The sequence below is a fragment of the Embleya sp. NPDC020886 genome, from assembly GCF_044333915.1.
GTDB lineage: Bacteria > Actinomycetota > Actinomycetes > Streptomycetales > Streptomycetaceae > Embleya.
This window is the reverse complement of record NZ_JBIRRX010000004.1, coordinates 652,959-671,267: the sequence shown is the minus strand read 5'-3', so window position 1 is coordinate 671,267 and position 18,309 is coordinate 652,959. Positions and strand designations below refer to the sequence as shown.

Genomic DNA, 18,309 nt, shown 5'->3' with positions numbered 1-18,309 from the left:
AGCATTCCAGACGCGCCGAAGGGCGGACCCCGGGGAGGGTCCGCCCTTCGGCGATCACGTCGGCGCCGGATCAGCTCTTCCGGTACATCTCCGCGACCAGGAACGCGAGGTCGAGCGACTGGCTGCGGTTCAGCCGCGGGTCGCACGCCGTCTCGTAGCGCTGGTGCAGGTCGTCGACGAAGATCTCGTCGCCGCCGCCCACGCACTCGGTGACATCGTCGCCGGTGAGCTCGACGTGGATGCCGCCCGGGTGGGTGCCGAGCGCGCGGTGCACCTCGAAGAAGCCCTTGACCTCGTCCAAAACGTCGTCGAAGCGGCGGGTCTTGTGCCCGCTGGACGCCTCGAACGTGTTGCCGTGCATCGGGTCGGACACCCACACCGGCTGCGCGCCGGCCGCGGCCACCTTCTCCACCAGGGCCGGGAGGTTGTCCCGGACCTTGCCCGCGCCCATGCGCACGATGAAGGTCAGCCGGCCCGGCTCACGCTTGGGGTCCAGCTTGTCGATCAGCGCGAGCGCGTCCTCGGGCGAGGTGGTCGGGCCGAGCTTGACGCCGATCGGATTGCGGATCCGGGACGCGAACTCCACGTGCGCGCCGTCCAGCTGCCGAGTGCGCTCGCCGATCCAGACCATGTGGCCGGACACGTCGTACAGGTCGCCGGTGCGCGAGTCCACCCGGGTCAGCGCGTCCTCGTAGTCCAGGATCAGCGCCTCGTGGCTGGCGTAGAACTCCACGGTGCGGAATTCCTCGGGGTCGGTCCCGCACGCGTGCATGAAGCGCATCGCGCCGTCGATCTCGGCCGCGAGCCGCTCGTAGCGCTCACCCGAGGGCGACAGCGCGACGAAGTCCTGATTCCAGGCATGCACCTGGCGCAGGTCCGCGTAGCCGCCCGTGGTGAACGCGCGCACCAGGTTCAGCGTCGCGGAGGACGAGTGGTACATGCGCTTGAGCCGCTCGGGGTCCGGGGTGCGCGCGGCCTCGGTGAAGGCCAGCTCGTTGACCGCGTCGCCCCGGTAGGACGGCAGGGTCACTCCGTCGCGGGTCTCCATGCCGCTGGAGCGCGGCTTGGAGTACTGCCCGGCCATCCGACCGACCTTGACCACCGGCACCGAGGCCGCGTAGGTCAGCACGACGGCCATCTGCAGCAGCGTCTTGAGCTTGTTCTTGATCGCGTCGGCGGTGTTGCCGACGAAGGTCTCCGCGCAGTCGCCGCCCTGGAGCAGGAACGCTTCGCCCTTCGCCACCGACGCGAGCCGACCACGAAGCTGGTCGCACTCGCCGGCAAAGACGAGCGGCGGATAGGAACGCAGGTCCGCGAGGGCGGAGCCCAGGGCCTCGTTGTCCGGCCACTCGGGCTGTTGGGCCGCCGGGAGGGTACGCCAGGATTCGATGTCGTTCAGGGTCACCGCTCAAGACTAAGCGGAGTGGCAACCCGATTGGACCCACCGCCCGGAGAGCGAGACGCCGACTCGGCCCGCCCGCTAGGCTGCGGCCGTGATTGCGATCGAATTCCATCGGAGTTTCTGGTGGCCCGTCCCTGCGGCGGCCCACTGACTTCGCGATCACCTTGACGATCCGACGGCCGCCCGGCAGGGCGGCCCTTTGTTTTTCCCGGACCGGGCGCTGCGCCCGGAAGCGGAGGACAACGGCGGATCGCCCGGTCGGGAGGGCGTCTCTTCCCACCGAGGAGCACCCATGCGCACCGCCGACGCCCTGTCCCCGCTGTTCTCCGCGGCCCCGCCGCCCTTCGCGCTGATCCGCCGCGAGCACTCGTCCGACGTCGAGCTGCTCACCGGCGAGATCGTCGACGTGGACGACCTCGCCGACCTCCCGCTGTCGCAGGCGGGCGGCCTCGGTCACGAATTGCTCGCCCTGGTGCCGTACGCGCAGATCCGCGAGCGCGGCTTCGAGTGCCACCGGGACGGCACGCCGCTGCGCTGCCTCCGGGTCACCGGACAACTGCGGCTGCCCCTTGACGAGGTACTGGCGGCGCTGCCGGACGGCCCGGTCGAGCTGCGCGGCGGCGGCTTCGACGTGGACGACGAGACCTACGCCACCATCGTCAAGCGGGTGATCCAGGACGAGATCGGCACCGGCGAGGGCGCCAACTTCGTCATCCGGCGCGACTACCGCGACCACATCCGGGGCTACACGCCGGCCACGGCGGGCACCCTGCTGCGCCGGCTGCTGACCCGGGAGAGCGGCGCCTACTGGACCTACCTGATCCACACCGGCGACCTCACCCTGATCGGCGCGAGCCCGGAGCGGCACGTCAGCTCGGTGGGCGGCGAGGTGGTGATGAATCCGATCAGCGGGACCTACCGGCATCCGGCCCAGGGGCCCTCGCGCGAGGGATTGCTGGCCTTCCTGCGCGATCCCAAGGAGATCGACGAGCTGTTCATGGTGGTCGACGAGGAGCTCAAGATGATGAGCGCGGTGTGCGACCTCGGCGGCGCGGTCGAGGGCCCGTTCCTCAAGCCGATGGGCCACCTCACGCACACCGAGTACCTGCTGCGCGGGATCACCTCGCACGACGTCGCCGAGGTGCTGCGCGGCACGATGTTCGCGCCGACGGTCACCGGCAGCCCGCTGGAGAACGCGTGCCGGGTGATCCGTCGACACGAGCCGACCGGGCGCGGCTACTACTCCGGCGTGCTCGCGCTGATCGGGCGCGACGACCTGGGCCGGCGCACGCTGGACGCGCCGATCCTGATCCGCACCGCGTACATCAACCCCGACGGCGCGCTGCGGGTGCCCGCGGGCGCCACCCTGGTCCGGCACTCCCGACCCGAGGACGAGGTCGCCGAGACGCACGCGAAGGCGGCCGGGGTGCTGGCCGCGCTCGGTGTGGTGCCCGCCGCCGAGCACACCACCGGCGCGACGCTCGCCACCGACCCCGAGGTGGGCGCGTTGTTGGCCGCGCGCAACACCGCGCTCGCGCCGTTCTGGCTGCGTCCGCGCGACGAGAGCGCGCTGCGCGCCCCCGAGCTGGCGGGCCGGCAGGTGCTCGTGGTGGACGGCGAGGACACCTTCACCGCGATGCTCGCCCACCTGCTGCGCACGCTCGGCCTGCGGGTGGAGGTCCGCTCGTACGACGACGTGACCTCGCGGCGGGTGCGCACCGCCGAGCTGGTCGTGCTCGGCCCCGGGCCGGGCGACCCGCGGGACGCGGCGCACCGCAAGATCCGGTTGATGGGCGCGCTGCTGCGGACCCGGCTGGACGCGAGCGGGCCGCTGCTCGCGGTCTGCCTGGGGCACCAGTTGTTGGCCCGCGAACTGGGCCTGGACCTGGTCCGCAAGGCGCGGCCGTATCAGGGCAAGCAGGTCGGCATCGACTTCTTCGGCCGGCCGGAACGGGTCGGCTTCTACAACGCGTTCGCGGCGGTGCGACCGGCCGCCGGCGTGCCCAACGTCGAGTTCGCGGCGGATCCGGAGAGCGGCCTGGTACACGCCCTGCGGTCGAGCCGGATGCGGCTCGCGGGCGTGCAGTTCCACCCGGAGTCGGTGCTCACCCACAACGGCCTGATCATCGTGCGGGAGTTGCTCGCCGGGCTGTGAGGCCGACTCCCGAAGCCGCCGCGCCCGGCCCGAAACGACCGGGTGCGGCGCTCGGGACCCGGCCGGCACCCGGCCCCGGCGTCGCACCGGCGTGCGACGATAATCGCGTTGCTCGCCACGGTGCGGCGGAGGATCCTCGACCCCGTTCGTTGACCGGTTTCCAGTGGAGGGGGTTCCCGTGGGCTCCGATTGTCCGCCGCACGACCCCGTCGACTGGAGCGGTCGCAGACGCTGCCGCAAATGCGGAGTGACCTTCGGTGGGCCGCGTCCGCTGCCACCGTCGCCACCGGAAGCCGATGGCTGACCCGCCGCTCCCGCCGCCGCACTTCCATACGGCGCCGCGCACCCCCTGGGACGCACTGCCCACGGACGCGCGCGCCGCGGTCGAACGGTGTGCGGGACGCGTGCTGGCCGTCGCCACGGTGTGGGCCGGATTCAACTGCGAGTTCGCCGCGACCGTGACCACCGAACGGTCCCGCTACTTCGTCAAGGGTGTCCCGCGCGATCACCCGGCAATCCCGCAGCAGCGGGTGGAGGCCCGGGTCGCCCCGCATGTGGGGGCCGTCTCGCCGCGGCTGCGCTGGGAGGTGCGGCTGGACGACTGGGTGCTCCTGGGCTTCGACCACATCGTCGGCCGACACGCCGATTTCGCGCCCGGCACCGCGGATCTGCCGCTGGTCGCGGACGCGCTGCGCCGACTGGGCCGGGTCCCCGTCCATGATCTGCCGCTGCCGCGGATCGAGGAGCGCTGGCGCTCGCTGTTGACCAGCCGTCAGTTGGAACTGCTGCGCGGCGAGAGCCTGTTGCACACCGATCTGCATCCGCACAACGTGCTGATCGGCGATCGCGGCCCCCGCGCCTACCTGGTCGACTGGGCCCAGCCCGCCCGGGGCCCGGCGTGGATCGAGGTCACGCTCGTGGCCAGCCGGCTGATGGACGAGGGACACACCGCCGAGCAGGCCGCCTCGTGGGCGGACCGATTCGCCTGCTGGCGCACGGTATCCGGCGAGGCCATGGAGACCTTCGTCTTCGCCGCCACCAACCAGTGCGCGCGCGGCATCGGCGCCACCCACGCGGCCCCCTGGAACGCCCGCCTGACCGCCCTCGCCCAGGCCCGCGCGGCCCGGGCCCACCGCCGCGCGTACTCCCCCGAGCCCATGCGATCGCCCGGCCGGCCGATCCCCGAGTGAACCGCAACAACCGAACCCGTCCTTTGGAGGCACCGATGTCCGACCTCGACGCAACACCCAGTCCGCGCAAGTGGGTCGCCGACCAGGCCCGGCTCTACGAGGAGTCCGGCGGCACCAAGGGCACCACCATGCAGGGCGCGCCGTGTCTGCTCCTGGACACGCTCGGCCGCAGGAGCGGCGTCCGACACCGCACCGTGCTGATCCACGGACGCGACGGCGAGGACCACCTGATCGTGGCCTCGCTCGGCGGCTCGGACCACCACCCGCTGTGGTACCTGAACCTGACCGCCGACCCGAGGGTATGGCTGCGGGTGGGCACCGAACGGTTCGCCGCGATCGCCGAGACGCTCTCCCCCGAGGAGAAGGCGCGGGTGTGGCCGCACCTGGTCGAGGTGTTCCCGCCCTACGAGGGCTACCAGCGCAAGACCGAGCGGGACATCCCGGTGATCCGACTGCGTCGTACCGACGATCGACACGATTCCTGAGCCGGAATCCACCGGCCGGCCCGCACCCTCCGTCCAAAGTGGGGGCCGGCGTGTACCGCCCGGTTATATGGGTGGGAGCCGGCGCGTACCGCCCGGTAGGCTCCGGCCGTTCGCCCCGACGGTCGAGCACGCTCCTTCCTACGACGGGTACCCCGCATGCGCCTGCGTCGCTGTCTCGCCTCGACGGCCTTCCTCGTGCTGCTCGCCTCGCCCGTCGCGCACGCGGCGCCGCTCCCCGATCCCGCCGCCGACCAGGCGTCGGCGCAGACGCAGCAGGCCGAGCTGATCGGGTTGCCGGATCGGATCCGGCCGGCCGCTCCCGTCGAGGTCACCGCGAAGCTGCGCAACACGGGTGCGGTCGGGTTGTCGCTGACCCCGGTGGTGACGATCACCGGGGATCGCCGGATCGCCCCCCACCAGGCCCGGGTGGAGGTGCTGGATCCGACCCTGGGCACCTGGGTGGTCAGCACGCTGGACACCTCCGCCGCCGCGCCGCTGCCGTTCCCCGGTGGGCACGGCGAGACCTCGGGGCGGCTGGCACCGGGCGCCTCGGTCGAGTTCCGGGTGCGTTTCTCGATCGCGGCGAACGTCCCGGCGCAGTTCGTCAGCGTCGGCGTCGGTCCCCGCCAGGGGACTCCGGCCGGCGCCGGCGAACCACGCTTCACCAGCGGCTTCTTCGCCGAGACGATGTTGCTCGGGCCGGACGGCGGCCTGCCCACCCGCCCGCCGCCGCCCGGCGAGACCCGCGGCCCGTCGGTGCCCGACGCGGCGCCGGATCGTATGGGCGGCGTCGCGAAGGTGTTGCCGACCCAACGGCGCGGCTCCGGCGCGACGTTCGCGCTGACCGGCGTGCCCGGTTGGCTGCGGGCGGGCGGCGGCGCCGCCGAGTTCCGACTCACCCTCTCCAACGACACCGACCGGGTGCTGGCCGGGGTGCGGCCGGAGTTGATATTCACCACCGGCCAGTCGCCGATCACGCCCGGACAAGTGGTGGTCGAGGCTTACGACTCCTACCGACCCGGCTGGAACCCGGTCGATCTCACGCTGCTCACCGACCCGGCGAACGGTCGCAGCGCGCACCTGTCCGGAGCCCTGTCGCCGACTTCTTGGGACGAGCAACGTCCGTTGCCGCCGGGCGAGTTGGCGACCATCGCGATCCGGGTGTCGATCCCGGCCGGCTCCCCGGTGGCCGGAGGCGACCTCGCGGTGCTGGCCGGCGGCGGCCCGCCCGGACAGGTACCGGCCCGGCTCGTCTCCCGCAGCGACTTCCAGGTCTTCCACGTGCCCAACCCCGGCGCGCCGGGCGGCACTGCCCGGCTGCGCCCCGAACTGCCGCCGACCGCCCCGGACTCGGCGGCCGGGCAGCGCAAGGAGGACGAGAACGACCCGTTCACCCTGGCCACCGTCGCGGTCTGGGTCGCGCTGGCCGGCCTCGGCGCGACGATCGTGCACTTCGCGCGCAAGAACCGCCGGCAGAGCGTCGGGGCCGGACTCGGACCCGACGCCTGACTCGGCGTCATCCGTGCTCGCGGATCAGCCGAACAACACCTTCGCCTCGTCGTACAGGGCCGCCGGCACGGTCTTGAGTTCGCGGGTCGCCGCCTCCAGCGGCACGGTCACCACGTCCGTGCCCTGCAGCGCGACCATCCGGCCCCAGTCGCCCGCGTTGACGGCGTCGATCGCGTGGAAGCCGAACCGGGTGGCCAGCCAGCGGTCGAACGCGGTGGGCGTGCCGCCGCGCTGCACGTGGCCGAGCACGGTGGTGCGCGCCTCGTGGCCGGTGCGCTTCTCGATCTCCGAGGCCAGCCAGTCGCCGATGCCGGACAGCTTGACGTGGCCGAACGCGTCCAGCGTCCGGTCCTTGGTGACCATCTGGCCGGCCAGCGGGATGGCTCCCTCGGCGACCACGATGATCGGCGCGTAGTTGGTCCGGAAGCGGCTTTCCACCCACCCGCAGACCTCTTCGACGTCGAAGTTCTGCTCCGGGATCAGGATCACGTTCGCGCCGCCGGCCATCCCGGAGTGGATCGCGATCCAGCCCGCGTGCCGGCCCATCACCTCGACGATCAACACCCGCCGGTGCGACTCGGCGGTGGTGTGCAGCCGGTCGATCGCCTCGGTGGCGATGTTGACCGCGGTGTCGAAGCCGAAGGTGTAGTCGGTCGCGTTGAGGTCGTTGTCGATGGTCTTGGGCACCCCGACGACCTTGACGTCGTGCTCGTGCAGGCGGGTCGCGACGCCGAGGGTGTCCTCGCCGCCGATCGCCACCAGCGCGTCCACCTCGAACTTGGCCAGGTTCTCCCGGATCCGCTCGATGCCGCGATCGACCTTGATCGGGTTGGTCCGGGACGAGCCCAGGATGGTTCCGCCGCGCGGCAGGATGCCGCGTACGGCCTTGACGTCCAGCGGCATGGTGTCGCCCTCGAGCGGGCCGCGCCAGCCGTCCCGAAAGCCGATGAAGTCGTACCCGTAGTCCTGGACGCCCTTGCGGACGACCGCCCGGATCACCGCGTTCAGGCCCGGGCAGTCGCCGCCGCCGGTCAGTACTCCGACACGCATCGAAATCTCCGATTTCTTCCGTCCGGCACGATTCGCGGCCCACGCTACCGGTGCGAGAAGCCACCTCGACTCTTCCCACCACCCGTTCGAGGTACCCGACTTGATCGCATCGATCGGCCCGCGTCCGGGCGCGCTCGCTCCGACGGCCTCAGTCGTCCAGGCCCTTCTCGATGGCGTAGCGCACGAGTTCGACCCGGTTGTGCAGTTGCAGCTTGTTCAAGGTGTTCTGTACGTGGTTCTGCACGGTGCGGTGGGACAGGAACAACCGCTGGGCGATCTGCTTGTAGGACAGGCCCTTGGCGACCATCCGCAGCACCTCGGTCTCGCGGTCGGTCAGCCGCGGCGCGGCCGGGCCCTTGTCCGCGTCCTTGCGCGGCGGGTCGGTGGCCATCCGACGGAACTCGCCGAGCACCAGCCCGGCCAGCCCGGGAGTGAACACCGGGTCCCCGACCGCGGTCCGGCCCACCGCGTCGACCAGTTCCTCGCGACTCGCGGACTTGACCAGGTATCCGGTCGCGCCCGCCTTGACCGCCTCCAGCACGTCCTCCTGCTCGCCGCTCGCGGACAACACCAGGATCCGTACCGAGCGGTCCTGCCGGACCAGTTCGCGAGCCACCTCGACGCCCGGCAGCTTGGGCAGGTGCAGGTCCAGGATCACCACGTTCGGCGAGGTGGCCCGGGCCCGGCGGATCGCCTCGGGGCCGTCGCCGGCGGTGGCGACCACGTCGTAGCCGGCCGCCGCGAGGTCGCGGGCCACCGCCTCGCGCCACATCGGATGATCGTCGACGACCAGGACCTTCAGCGGCGTCGAAGCCGGTTCGGCGGTCGGTGTGGGTGTACTCGTGTCGCTCATCCGCTCCCCTGCCTGGGCACCCGGAACTCCAACTCGGTGCCTTCTCCCGTCACCGACGACCACACCACGGTGCCGCCGAGATCGCGCACCCGGCCCTCGATCGACTGGGCCACGCCCAACCGGCCCTGGGCCCGGGCGGTCGCCAGTCGGTCCGGGGCCATCCCCGAGCCGTCGTCCCGGACGCTGATCACGATCTCGTCCGGTTCGTCCTCGACCAGGATCCACGCGTTGGCCTGCTCGCCGGCATGCCGACGCACGTTGTCCAGGGCCGCCGCCACGGCCGCGGTCACCTCGCGCGCGGCCGGCGTCGGCAGCAGGACCGGTGTACCCGGCGAGGACACCGTCACCCGCGCGCCGGCGAACGCGCCCAGCAACACCCGCAGATCCTGTCGGGCCGGGTCGCCGCCCTCCCCGGAGCCGGGCAGGTCGGCCGACTCGATCCGGGCGGGCGTCGCCGAGATGAGTTGCCGCAGTGCCACCTCCTGCTCGCCGGCCAGCCTGCCCAGGCCCGCCGCGTCACCGCCGATCTCGGCCCCGCGGCGTTGTACCAGGGCGAGCACCTGGAGCACGCTGTCGTGGATGTCCCGGGCCAGCCGCTCCCGCTCGCGGGTGGCCGCCTCCAGTTGCAGCGCGCGGGCCAACGCCTGTTCGCTGACCCGGGCGATCTGCACCACGTAGCCGACCGCGCCGCCGGCGAGCAGCAACAGCACGGTGTTGTGCTGGTTGTCGGCGGTGAGCGCGCCGCGCTCGGCCACGTTGGACGCGCCGATCGCGAGCGCGGCCAGCGCACCGGTGCGCCAACCACCCTTGATCGCACAGGCCAGCACCGGCGCCGAGGCCCACACGGTGGGCAGCGTCATGGTGCCCTGGGCGATCCGCTCCGGGTCGTCCAGCCAGCGGGTGGCCAGCACACAGCTCACCGCCACGCACACGTCGATGATCAGCAGCGGCGGCGCGCGGAACCCGGGGCTGCGGAAGCCGTACGCGGTCGCCGCCGTCCAGATGGTCAGCAGCGCCATGATGGCCCAGCCGCCGGCCGGATAGCGGTACTCGTCCGCCACCTGCGCGTAACGCACGACCGCGTAGCTCAGCGCGAGCACCCGAAAGACCGTGAGTGCCCGCCAGAGCGACTGTTCGACCCCCACGTGAACCCCCAGGATGTGCCGAGTGCGCCCGGTCAGGCGGCGGGTCGGCCGGAACCGCCCGACGCGTCGTTCGGGTCGGCCGCGGCGCCGGCCTCCGGATCGGTGGCGTCCGTCTTCTCGGCCGCCTTGGCCGCCTGCCTGCGGGCCTCGTCGATCCGCTTCTTGGCATCGGCCGCGTACGTGTCGACGTACTCCTGGCCGGACAGTTCCATCAGCGCGTACATGATCTCGTCGGTGATCGCGCGCAGGATGAAGCGGTCGTCCTCCATGCCCTCGTAGCGGGAGAAGTCCAGCGGCTCGCCGACCTTGATCCCCACCCGCATCACCTTGGGCACGATCTTGCCGGGCGGCTGGATCTTCTCGGTGTCGATCATCGCCACCGGGATCACCGGGGCGTGCGACTCCAGCGCGAGCCGGGCGATCCCGGTCTTGCCCCGGTACAGCCGGCCGTCCGGCGAACGGGTGCCCTCGGGATAGATGCCGAACAGGTGCTCCTCGCGCAGCACCTTGAGTCCGGCGTTCAGCGCGGCCTCACTGGCCCGGCCACCGGTGCGGTCCACCGGGAGTTGGCCCACGCCCTTGAAGAACGCGGCGGTGAGCCGGCCCTTGACCCCGCGTCCGGTGAAGTAGTCCGACTTCGCCAGGAAGGTGATCCGCCGCGGGACCACGACGGGCAGGAAGAAGGAGTCCGAGAACGAGAGATGGTTGCTCGCCAAAATGGCCGGGCCCCGGTCCGGGATGTGCTCCTCGCCCTCCACCCAGGGGCGGAAGAAGAGCCTCAACACGGGGCCGACGATCATCTTCATCAGCCGGTAGAACAACCCTGACCTCCTCCTCGGGACAGGACGAACCCTAGAGCATGCCTTCCCGCCCGGACCCCGGTACGGCCAGGTCCGACCGACCCCGGGCGCGGGCGGCGAAAGCGGGCGCACGGGGCCCGGAGCCGGATCGCGCCCCGGGACGAAGGCGGGCATCCCGGGACGGGTGCGACCGGCGTCGCGCCGCTGTACGCATCGCGCACCCCCGTGGGACGATTCCGGAGCGCCCGGGTGTTGGGAGTAGTAGGCGGAACCACTCGCCGTCCGACCCCGTTATGGAACCTGTATCGCCGTCGTCCACCGGCCGGCACACCTTCGGGCCGACCACCCGGTCGGCCCGTCTCGCCAAGCCCGTCACCCCGAAGGAGCCCGTTGGTGTCGATCCTGCCCGGTGCCGAGCCCCACCACCACGACGGCGGCCCCGTCGGCGTCCTGCTGTGCCACGGCTTCACCGGCACGCCGCAGTCGATGCGGCCGTGGGCCGAACACCTCGCCGAGGCCGGTCTGTCCGTGTCGCTGCCGCTGTTGCCCGGGCACGGCACCCGCTGGCAGGACATGAACCTGACCACGTGGCAGGACTGGTACGCGGCCGTGGACCGCGCGTTCGACCGGTTGCGCGAGCGCTGCGACACGGTATTCGTGATGGGCCTGTCGATGGGCGGCGGTCTGGCCCTGCGGCTGGCCCAGCAACACGGCGACGAAGTGGCCGGCCTGGTGCTGGTCAATCCCTCGGTACAGGCCGACGACCCCAAGGTCAGGCTGTTGCCGGTGTTGCGCCACGTCATACCGTCGGTGCCCGGCATCGCGTCGGACATCCGCAAGGAGGGCTCGGTGGAGCTCGCCTATCCGCGCACGCCGGTGAAGGCGGCGTACTCGCTGTCCCGCTTCTGGCGTGTGGTCGGCGCCGATCTGCCACAGGTCACCCAGCCGGTGCTGCTCCTGCACAGCCCGCACGATCATGTGGTCTCGCCGGCCAACTCGGAGACGGTGCTGGCCCGGATCTCCTCCACGGACGTCACCGACGTCCTGCTCAACGACAGCTACCACGTGGCGACGCTCGATCACGACGCGGAACGGATCTTCGCATCCAGCCTGGAGTTCGTACACCGGCTCGCGCCGGACGCACGGACTCCGGAGACGGCCGAGAGGGACTGAACGAACGGTGCGCGGACGTGGCAACGGACTCGACGCGGAGTCCTTCAAGCCCCTGACCGACCTCGACCCCGAGGCGGCGGACGTGATGCTGGTCGCCCTGCGGGAAGCGGGGGTCGCGGCATACGTCTCGACGTTGGAGCCTCGGGACGCGGACGAGGAACCCGAACAGATCGAACGGCTGTGGGTGGACGCGACGGCGACGTCGCGGGCCCGGGCGATCCTGCGCTCGCTGACCGAGCCCTCCTCGCCCCGCTCCCGGGCCAAGGAGGCGACGGGCGGACCCGCCGACATCCCCCAGGTGGATCCGCTGCGCGCGGAGGGCGCCGACCGGGCGGAACCGGCGAAGCGGGCCGAGCCCGCCGAGGCCGCGACACCCGCCGAACGCCCGGGCGACGACGAGGTGTGGGCGCAGATCGTCGCGTCCTTCGACACCGACGTGGCCGACCCGGTCCCGCGCTGGCCGGTCGCCGAGGACCTGGGCGGCGAGCGTCCCGAGCGCGACGAGCCGCCCACCGACGGGTCGTTCAAGGTCGCGGTGCCCGCCGCGGGGCCGCGCGACTACTCGCTGGCGCCACCGGGATCGCCGGTGATCGACGAGTTGGACGAGGACCCGGAGGAACACTTCGTCCCGCCTCCGCCGCCCCCGCTGCCCAAGACCGACGCGGCCACCAAGGTCGCCTGGATCGCGCTGGTGGGCGGTCCGCTCTACCTGCTCGTGTCGGTGCTGCTCGGCCGCCCGGTCGGGCCGTGGACCTCGTTCGCCGCGTTCGCCGCGTTCACCGGCGGATTCGTCGCGCTGGTGGCACGGATGCGGCGAGATCGGGACGAGGACGACCCGGACGACGGCGCGGTGGTCTGACTCGGCGTCACCCGGGTCGGCGGCGGCGGGTTTCGACGAGACGTCATCCCGCATTCCGAGTCCGGGTCCGGGTACCTTCCTTGCGTGGACGCGGATAACGAGGGACGCCTGATCGGCGAGCGCTACCTGCTCGCCGACCGACTCGGGCGAGGCGGCATGGGTGCGGTCTGGCGGGCCCGGGATCAGGTCCTGGGCCGCGAGGTCGCGGTGAAGGAGATGCTGCCGCAGCCGGGGGCGGACGACGCCGAGCGGGCCCGGCTGCGCGAGCGCGCCGCCCGCGAGGCGCGCGCCGCCGCCCGGCTGAGCCACCCCTCGGTGGTCCGCGTCTACGACGTGGTCGAGGAGGACGATCGGCCTTGGATCGTCATGGAGTTGGTGCCCTCGCGCTCGCTGGCCGAGCTGATTCGCGCCGACGGCCCGATGGCCGCCGACCGGGTCGCCGAGATCGGCCTGACCATGATCGACGCACTGCGCACCGCACACGCGGCCGGCATCCTGCACCGGGACGTCAAGCCCGGCAACGTGCTGATCACGCTCGACGACCGGGCCGTGCTCAGCGACTTCGGCATCGCGGTGGTCGAGGGCGACTCGTCGGTGACCCAGTCGGGCGTGGTGCTCGGCGCGCCGGCGTACATTCCGCCGGAACGGGCCAAGGGCCTGAATCCGACGGCGGCTTCGGACCTGTGGTCGCTCGGCGCCACCCTCTACGCGGCGGTCGAGGGCAAGGCCCCCTTCGAGCGCTCGACGCCGCTGGCCACGCTGACCGCGATCGTCAGCGAGGAGCCGGCGCCGGCCAAGCACGCGGGCGCGCTCGACCCGGTGTTGCGCGCGCTGTTGGCCCGGGACCCGCAGGAGCGGCCGGACGCGGCGGAGGCCGAGGCCATGCTGCGGGAGGCCCTGCGCAAGATCCGGGAGGAGAACTCGGCCACCCGGGTGCTGCCGCTCCCGCCGGTACCGCTGTTGCCCCGCCCCGCACCGAAGGCGCCGGCGGTGGAACCCGAGCCGGCGTCGAGGGCGGAGTCGACGGCCGAATCGATACCCGCGGCGGTGCCCGCGATGCGCTCGATCGAGCCGGATCCGGACGAAATACCCCGGGGCGACGCGGAGATGGCGTCCCCGCTCGTCCCACCCCCCGCACCACCCGACACATCCGAGCGCCCGGCCCGCACCTGGCCCCGGCTGCCGCTGCCGGCCGCGATCGCGGCCCTGGTGGTCTTCGGCGTCGTGATCGGCCTGATCCTCTTCCTGATCGCCCCCGGGGACGACAAGAAGCCCACCGCGAAGGGCACCGGCGACACCAACTCGCCCGTCCCTCAGGACAGTCCGTCGGCATCGACCTCGCCGAGCAGCGCCGCGTCCGCCCCGGCGGCGGGCTCACTCACCCAGCCGCCGCCGAACACCGAACCGCCGCAAACCGGGGCCGGCAGCCCACCCGCGCAGACCACACCGCCGACCGAGCCACCGCCGACCGGCTCGAACGGCCTGCCGGCGGGCTGGACTTCGTACACGGGTAACACCACCGGCTACCGGATCGGCCTGCCCCCTGGGTGGAGCAAGGTCAAGACCGACCAGTCGCAGGAGTTCTTCGCCAACGCGGAGCGCACGCTCAAGCTCAACGTGGACACCGTGCCCAGTTCGCCGACCGACCCGGTCCAGGACTGGAAGGATCTGGAGCCCGACGTACGCCGCAGTTTCCCCAACTACCAAAAGGTGTCCATCGAGAAGGCGACGTACCGCGACTACCCCGCCGCCGCCTGGCACTTCACCTACGGCAGTTCGGTCAGGCACCACGTGCTCAACCTGGGCTTCACGGTCCCGTCCGGCCGGGGCTATTCGCTCTACATGGACACCCCGGACGCGGTCTGGAACGACCCGGCCACCCAGGAGTTGTTGGCCGGCTTCATGGCCAGCTTCCAGCCCTGACCCCGCGCCCCACCCTCAGCCGGCGGGCACCCGCAGGACGGCCAGCACCGGGCGGTGGTCGGAGGCCGCGGCGTACTCGGCGTCCGTGACATCGTCGGGCACGCCGCACCCGAGCACCTCGATGCCCCCGGAGGCGAACACGCCGTCCACCCGGCGACCGGGATCGCGGCGCGGCGAGGTGAACTCCGAGCCGTCGGGCGCGATCGCGTAGCCGTCCTGCAACTCCTCGGCCAGCCGGTCCCACCCGGGCCGACCGGCCGATTCGTTGAAGTCCCCGGCCAGCACCCGGTGTTCGACACCGAGCCCGGCCAACCGGCGCAACACCAGCTCGACGTGCGCCGAGCGCTCGGCGGCGTCCAGGCCCAACTGCGTGGCGGCCACCGCGAATTCCGCGCCGCCCACCTCGACCACGGCGCCGGCCATCCCGCGCTGCCCCAGCCCGGGCGTACGCGGCAACAACACGTCCTGCGCCCGGCGCACCCGCACCCGCAGACCCCCCAGCAACAGCGGGCCGGCCGCAGTGCCCCCGCCGGTTATCACCACCAGGCCGCACTCGCGTGCGAACCGGGCCACCGCGTGCCGCCACCGCAACGATCGCGGCGCCTCCTGGACACACAGCAGATCCGGCGCGCAGTGTCGAACGATGCGCACCACGGCCTCCCGGTCGTCGCGCAACGAACGCACGTTGTACGACATGACCCGGATCTCACCGGTACCGACAGTCACAGGAGCCCCCTTGCCCGGTTTCCGGCCGCTCGCCCGGATCGACCGGCTCGTCCGTCCGCCCGACGCACGGGCGGTGTGTCGCACGCGAAGTCGCGGTACGGGTCAGTGCCGGGCCAGGTCCGCCGCGCCGACCAGTCCCGCGTCGCTGCCCAGCGAGGCCACCACGACCTCGGCGCCGAGCCGGTGGCCCCGGCGCAGCACACTGCGGTAGGTCTCCAGGGCGGGGACCAGCAGCAGGTCGCCCGCGTCCGAGACACCGCCGCCGATCACGAACGCGGCGGGGTCCAGCACCGCCGACAGGTCGGCCAAGCCCTGGCCGAGCCACGTGCCCAGTTCGCGGAAGGCGGCGAGCGCGACCGGGTCGCCCAGCAGCGCGGCCTGGGTGACGTGCGGGCCCTGGATGCCGGCGGGCGTGCCGTTGCCGAGCGCGAGCAGCTTCTCCGCGGCCTCGGGCATGCCGGCCGCGCGGTCGCGGGCGTAGCGGGTCAGCGCGCTGCCGCTGGCGTACTGCTCCCAGCAGCCGTAGTTGCCGCACGGGCAGGCGATGCCGTTCGGAACCACCCGCATGTGTCCGGGCTCACCCGCTATCCCGCCGCCGCCCCGGTACAACTCGCCGCCGAACACGATCGCCCCGCCGATGCCGGTGCCGACGGTCACGCACATCACGTTGGTGTGACCCGCGGCGGCGCCGAAGCGGACCTCGCCCCACGCGGCCGCGTTGGCGTCGTTCTCCACCACGACCGGGAGGCCGATCAGCGCCTCCATCCGGTCCCGCAGCGGTTCGCCGACCCACGCGCCGACGTTGGCCGAGAACAGCACCGTCGACCGGTCCGCGCCGATGAAGCCGGCCGCACCGAGCCCGACCGCCTCCACGACGTGGTTCTGCCGCAGGGTGTCCACCGCCTCGGCGATCACCTGCGCGGTGCCATCGGCGTCCTTGGGGGTGGCGATCTTGAGCCGATCGAGGATCACCCCGTCGGCGTCGACCACGCCCGCGAGGATTTTGGTGCCACCGATGTCGACACCGATCGTGAGTCCCATGTCGTCCCAAGCTCGTTCGCGTGCATTGCCCGCAACGGATCGTACTGGTCCCTTCCCCGGGTCCACCCCACCCGTACGCCCGCAGGTCACCGCGGGGATGCCCGCTCACGGGCCGGCGGAGGGGCACCCGACCACGCCCGGGCGCGCACTCGCGCTATTCGTCGTCGAGCCGAATCCGCTCGGTCTCGGCCGGCTTCGCGGCCCACCGACGCTCGCGATCGCCGACGAAGGCCCGGTACGCGGACGCCAACTCGGCCCCGGCCGCGGCCAGGTGCGCGGCGACCTCGGGATGCCTGCGCACGACCTGCTCGCGCACCGCGTCGGCCTGCTCCACGAGGGTCTCGGCCAACCTGCGCGCCTCCTCGGCCAACCGCGCGGCGGGCGCCTCGTCCCCCTTGTCGCCCCCGCTCAACGAGTCGGCGAGCCTGCGCGCCTCCTCCCCCAGCCGCGCCCAGGGATCGGCCCGCTCGCCGCCGTCCCGCTCGGCACGCACTCGATCGTCGGCGTCCCCGGCGTCCGCATCGGCCGGCGGCACCCGATCCGTGCTGTCCGCCCACGCACCCGCGTCGTCCTTTGCCCCGCCCTTGCCCGTCACCCGCTCATCAGGATCCATCCGACGCATTGTCCGCGCTCCCGCGGCGCAACGCGAACACGACGGCGCACCGCCGAAGGCGGAACCGCGCCCCTCGGCAAGCCCACGAGGCACGAAACCGAGCCCGGCCCCTACACGGCGGTCTCCGCCGGCCGCCGATCGGCACCGCCCGGCGCCGCCCGCTCCCCCGCCCCGGCCACGTCCCCGACGGCCCGACTCGCCCGCCACAACCGCCGGCCCGACACCACCGTCGCCGCCACCAGCAGCGCGTTGCGCAACCCGAGGGCGAGCACCGCGTGCGGCCGGGAGCCGAGCAACTCACCGAACCAGATCGGGAATTCGAGCACAGTGAGCGGCATCGCACACAGCAGCAGCACGGCCACCGGACGCTGTGTGGTGTCCGGCCGCACCAGGCACACCGCCGCCAGCCCGATCAGCCACACCAGATACTGCGGGCTGATCACCCGACTGGTCACCACGAAGATCAGCACCGCGCACAGCGCCGCGTCGCACGCCGTCGCGCCGGTGAACCGACGCGCCCGCACCCGCCACCACACCAGCCAACCGAAACCGAGCACGCCTGCGACCAGGCCGAGCCGGCCGACCGCCAGGACGTACGGGCCGTGGAACTCCAGCGAACCGTAGCTCTCCCGCACCTCACCGCTCCAGCCGAACCGGGTCGCCAGGTGGAAGCCCATCGCGAACACCGACTCGACCTCGATGCCGCGTTCGCGCTGAAAGCCCACGAACGCGAACGCGCCGGGCAACACGGCGGCCCAGCCGAGCACCACGGCCGCGCCGCCGAGCAGGGTCCAGCCGTACACCCGGGCCGTTCGGGTCCGCCCGCGCAGGCCGACGAAGATCAGCACCGGCCAAACCTTGACCGCCGTCGCGACCCCCGCCAGCAGACCCGCGAGCCGGGTGCGATCGCCGCGCCGGCCACCGATCAGCAGCAGCGCGGCCACCGTCGGCGCGGTCACCGCGAGGTCGTAGCGAGCGAGCACTATCGGTCCGAGCAACGGCACCGCCACGACCCACAGGGCCGCCCCGTGTGGCAGGCCCCCGCGCCGGATCGTCCGCGCCAACAACCACAACACCACCGCGTCGGCGACGACCATCACCAGGTAGACCGACGTCGCGTAGTCGAACGGCAGCAGCCCGGGCAGCAGCAGCACCCCCGCCGCACCCGGCGGGTACTGCCAGCGCACGTCGTCCGCCGGAAAGGTCCCCGAGCGCAGCACGTGGAACCACTCGCGATAGATGGCCCGCGCGTCGCCGGTCACGAACGGCCACGGATTGGGCACCACGTCCATCGCGGTGAGCAACAGCAGGAGTCGGGTCGCCACCCAGACCGATGCGATGGCCCACAGGACCCCGGACGGACTGCGTAACAAGCTCCGCGGGTG

16 protein-coding genes are annotated in these 18,309 nt (G+C 72.5%); 7 read left to right on the top strand and 9 right to left on the bottom strand.

The genetic code is table 11. The annotated features are described in order from the left end of the window. Window positions 1-70 precede the first annotated feature (70 nt). Window positions 71-1,405, bottom strand: a complete 1,335-nt coding sequence (locus tag ACH4U8_RS17955; protein WP_360305000.1) for a class II 3-deoxy-7-phosphoheptulonate synthase — start codon at window positions 1,403-1,405, stop codon at window positions 71-73. A gap of 289 nt (window positions 1,406-1,694) precedes the next feature. Here ACH4U8_RS17955 and ACH4U8_RS17950 point away from each other — a divergent pair, with 289 nt between their 5' ends. The 4 genes from ACH4U8_RS17950 to ACH4U8_RS17935 all read left to right on the top strand — a co-directional run bounded on the left by ACH4U8_RS17950 (window position 1,695) and on the right by ACH4U8_RS17935 (window position 6,741). Then, a complete protein-coding gene (locus tag ACH4U8_RS17950; RefSeq protein ID WP_395778715.1) occupies window positions 1,695-3,557 on the top strand; it encodes an anthranilate synthase family protein in 1,863 nt (620 codons plus the stop codon). A 296-nt stretch (window positions 3,558-3,853) separates the two neighbouring features. Beyond that, window positions 3,854-4,747, top strand: coding sequence for a phosphotransferase family protein (locus ACH4U8_RS17945; protein WP_395778713.1), 894 nt, complete (start codon window positions 3,854-3,856; stop codon window positions 4,745-4,747). Window positions 4,748-4,782: 35 nt separating this feature from the next. Continuing rightward, on the top strand, window positions 4,783-5,232 hold the full coding sequence (locus ACH4U8_RS17940) for a nitroreductase family deazaflavin-dependent oxidoreductase (RefSeq protein WP_360304994.1): 450 nt from the start codon (window positions 4,783-4,785) through the stop codon (window positions 5,230-5,232). Window positions 5,233-5,388: 156 nt separating this feature from the next. Continuing rightward, complete coding sequence (locus tag ACH4U8_RS17935) at window positions 5,389-6,741, top strand: hypothetical protein (protein ID WP_395778711.1); 1,353 nt, start codon at window positions 5,389-5,391, stop codon at window positions 6,739-6,741. Between the two features lie 24 nt (window positions 6,742-6,765). Here the strand turns inward: ACH4U8_RS17935 and ACH4U8_RS17930 are convergent, their stop codons facing one another. The 4 genes from ACH4U8_RS17930 to ACH4U8_RS17915 all read right to left on the bottom strand — a co-directional run bounded on the left by ACH4U8_RS17930 (window position 6,766) and on the right by ACH4U8_RS17915 (window position 10,610). Then, window positions 6,766-7,791 (bottom strand): 6-phosphofructokinase, encoded by a 1,026-nt coding sequence (locus tag ACH4U8_RS17930; RefSeq protein ID WP_395778709.1) that lies wholly within the window; start codon window positions 7,789-7,791, stop codon window positions 6,766-6,768. 148 nt (window positions 7,792-7,939) lie between these two features. Then, window positions 7,940-8,644 carry a response regulator transcription factor gene (locus ACH4U8_RS17925; RefSeq protein ID WP_360304988.1) on the bottom strand — a complete coding sequence of 235 codons (705 nt, stop codon included), beginning with the start codon at window positions 8,642-8,644 and terminating at the stop codon, window positions 7,940-7,942. After that, on the bottom strand, window positions 8,641-9,789 hold the full coding sequence (gene macS, locus ACH4U8_RS17920) for a MacS family sensor histidine kinase (protein WP_395778707.1): 1,149 nt from the start codon (window positions 9,787-9,789) through the stop codon (window positions 8,641-8,643). Before macS ends, ACH4U8_RS17925 begins: the two co-directional genes overlap by 4 nt. A 32-nt stretch (window positions 9,790-9,821) precedes the next feature. Further along, window positions 9,822-10,610 carry a lysophospholipid acyltransferase family protein gene (locus tag ACH4U8_RS17915; protein WP_395778705.1) on the bottom strand — a complete coding sequence of 263 codons (789 nt, stop codon included), beginning with the start codon at window positions 10,608-10,610 and terminating at the stop codon, window positions 9,822-9,824. A 372-nt stretch (window positions 10,611-10,982) separates the two neighbouring features. Between ACH4U8_RS17915 and ACH4U8_RS17910 the strand changes: the two genes are divergently transcribed. The 3 genes from ACH4U8_RS17910 (at window position 10,983) to ACH4U8_RS17900 (ending at window position 14,544) form a co-directional block, all read left to right on the top strand. Next, complete coding sequence (locus ACH4U8_RS17910) at window positions 10,983-11,762, top strand: alpha/beta fold hydrolase (RefSeq protein ID WP_360304982.1); 780 nt, start codon at window positions 10,983-10,985, stop codon at window positions 11,760-11,762. A gap of 7 nt (window positions 11,763-11,769) precedes the next feature. Continuing rightward, on the top strand, window positions 11,770-12,621 hold the full coding sequence (locus ACH4U8_RS17905) for a hypothetical protein (RefSeq protein WP_395778703.1): 852 nt from the start codon (window positions 11,770-11,772) through the stop codon (window positions 12,619-12,621). 84 nt (window positions 12,622-12,705) lie between these two features. Further along, window positions 12,706-14,544 carry a protein kinase gene (locus ACH4U8_RS17900; protein ID WP_395778701.1) on the top strand — a complete coding sequence of 613 codons (1,839 nt, stop codon included), beginning with the start codon at window positions 12,706-12,708 and terminating at the stop codon, window positions 14,542-14,544. 15 nt (window positions 14,545-14,559) lie between these two features. Here the strand turns inward: ACH4U8_RS17900 and ACH4U8_RS17895 are convergent, their stop codons facing one another. The 4 genes from ACH4U8_RS17895 to ACH4U8_RS17880 all read right to left on the bottom strand — a co-directional run bounded on the left by ACH4U8_RS17895 (window position 14,560) and on the right by ACH4U8_RS17880 (window position 18,249). Continuing rightward, window positions 14,560-15,270, bottom strand: coding sequence for an endonuclease/exonuclease/phosphatase family protein (locus ACH4U8_RS17895; protein ID WP_395778699.1), 711 nt, complete (start codon window positions 15,268-15,270; stop codon window positions 14,560-14,562). 102 nt (window positions 15,271-15,372) lie between these two features. Next, window positions 15,373-16,311: an ROK family glucokinase gene (locus ACH4U8_RS17890; RefSeq protein ID WP_360304974.1), complete on the bottom strand. Its 939-nt coding sequence runs from the start codon at window positions 16,309-16,311 to the stop codon at window positions 15,373-15,375. 154 nt (window positions 16,312-16,465) lie between these two features. Next, window positions 16,466-16,924, bottom strand: a complete 459-nt coding sequence (locus ACH4U8_RS17885; RefSeq protein WP_395778698.1) for a DUF5304 family protein — start codon at window positions 16,922-16,924, stop codon at window positions 16,466-16,468. A gap of 110 nt (window positions 16,925-17,034) precedes the next feature. Beyond that, window positions 17,035-18,249 (bottom strand): glycosyltransferase 87 family protein, encoded by a 1,215-nt coding sequence (locus tag ACH4U8_RS17880; RefSeq protein WP_395778696.1) that lies wholly within the window; start codon window positions 18,247-18,249, stop codon window positions 17,035-17,037. Window positions 18,250-18,309 lie beyond the last annotated feature (60 nt).

Bases quoted from the DNA above. Each gene is read 5' to 3' on its own strand.
- ACH4U8_RS17925 (WP_360304988.1), bottom strand. From the start codon at position 8,644: ATGAGCGACACGAGTACACCCACACCGACCGCCGAACCGGCTTCGACG.
- ACH4U8_RS17945 (WP_395778713.1), top strand. From the start codon at position 3,854: ATGGCTGACCCGCCGCTCCCGCCGCCGCACTTCCATACGGCGCCGCGC.
- ACH4U8_RS17885 (WP_395778698.1), bottom strand. From the start codon at position 16,924: ATGGATCCTGATGAGCGGGTGACGGGCAAGGGCGGGGCAAAGGACGAC.
- ACH4U8_RS17950 (WP_395778715.1), top strand. From the start codon at position 1,695: ATGCGCACCGCCGACGCCCTGTCCCCGCTGTTCTCCGCGGCCCCGCCG.
- ACH4U8_RS17890 (WP_360304974.1), bottom strand. From the start codon at position 16,311: ATGGGACTCACGATCGGTGTCGACATCGGTGGCACCAAAATCCTCGCG.
- ACH4U8_RS17935 (WP_395778711.1), top strand. From the start codon at position 5,389: ATGCGCCTGCGTCGCTGTCTCGCCTCGACGGCCTTCCTCGTGCTGCTC.
- ACH4U8_RS17930 (WP_395778709.1), bottom strand. From the start codon at position 7,791: ATGCGTGTCGGAGTACTGACCGGCGGCGGCGACTGCCCGGGCCTGAAC.
- ACH4U8_RS17940 (WP_360304994.1), top strand. From the start codon at position 4,783: ATGTCCGACCTCGACGCAACACCCAGTCCGCGCAAGTGGGTCGCCGAC.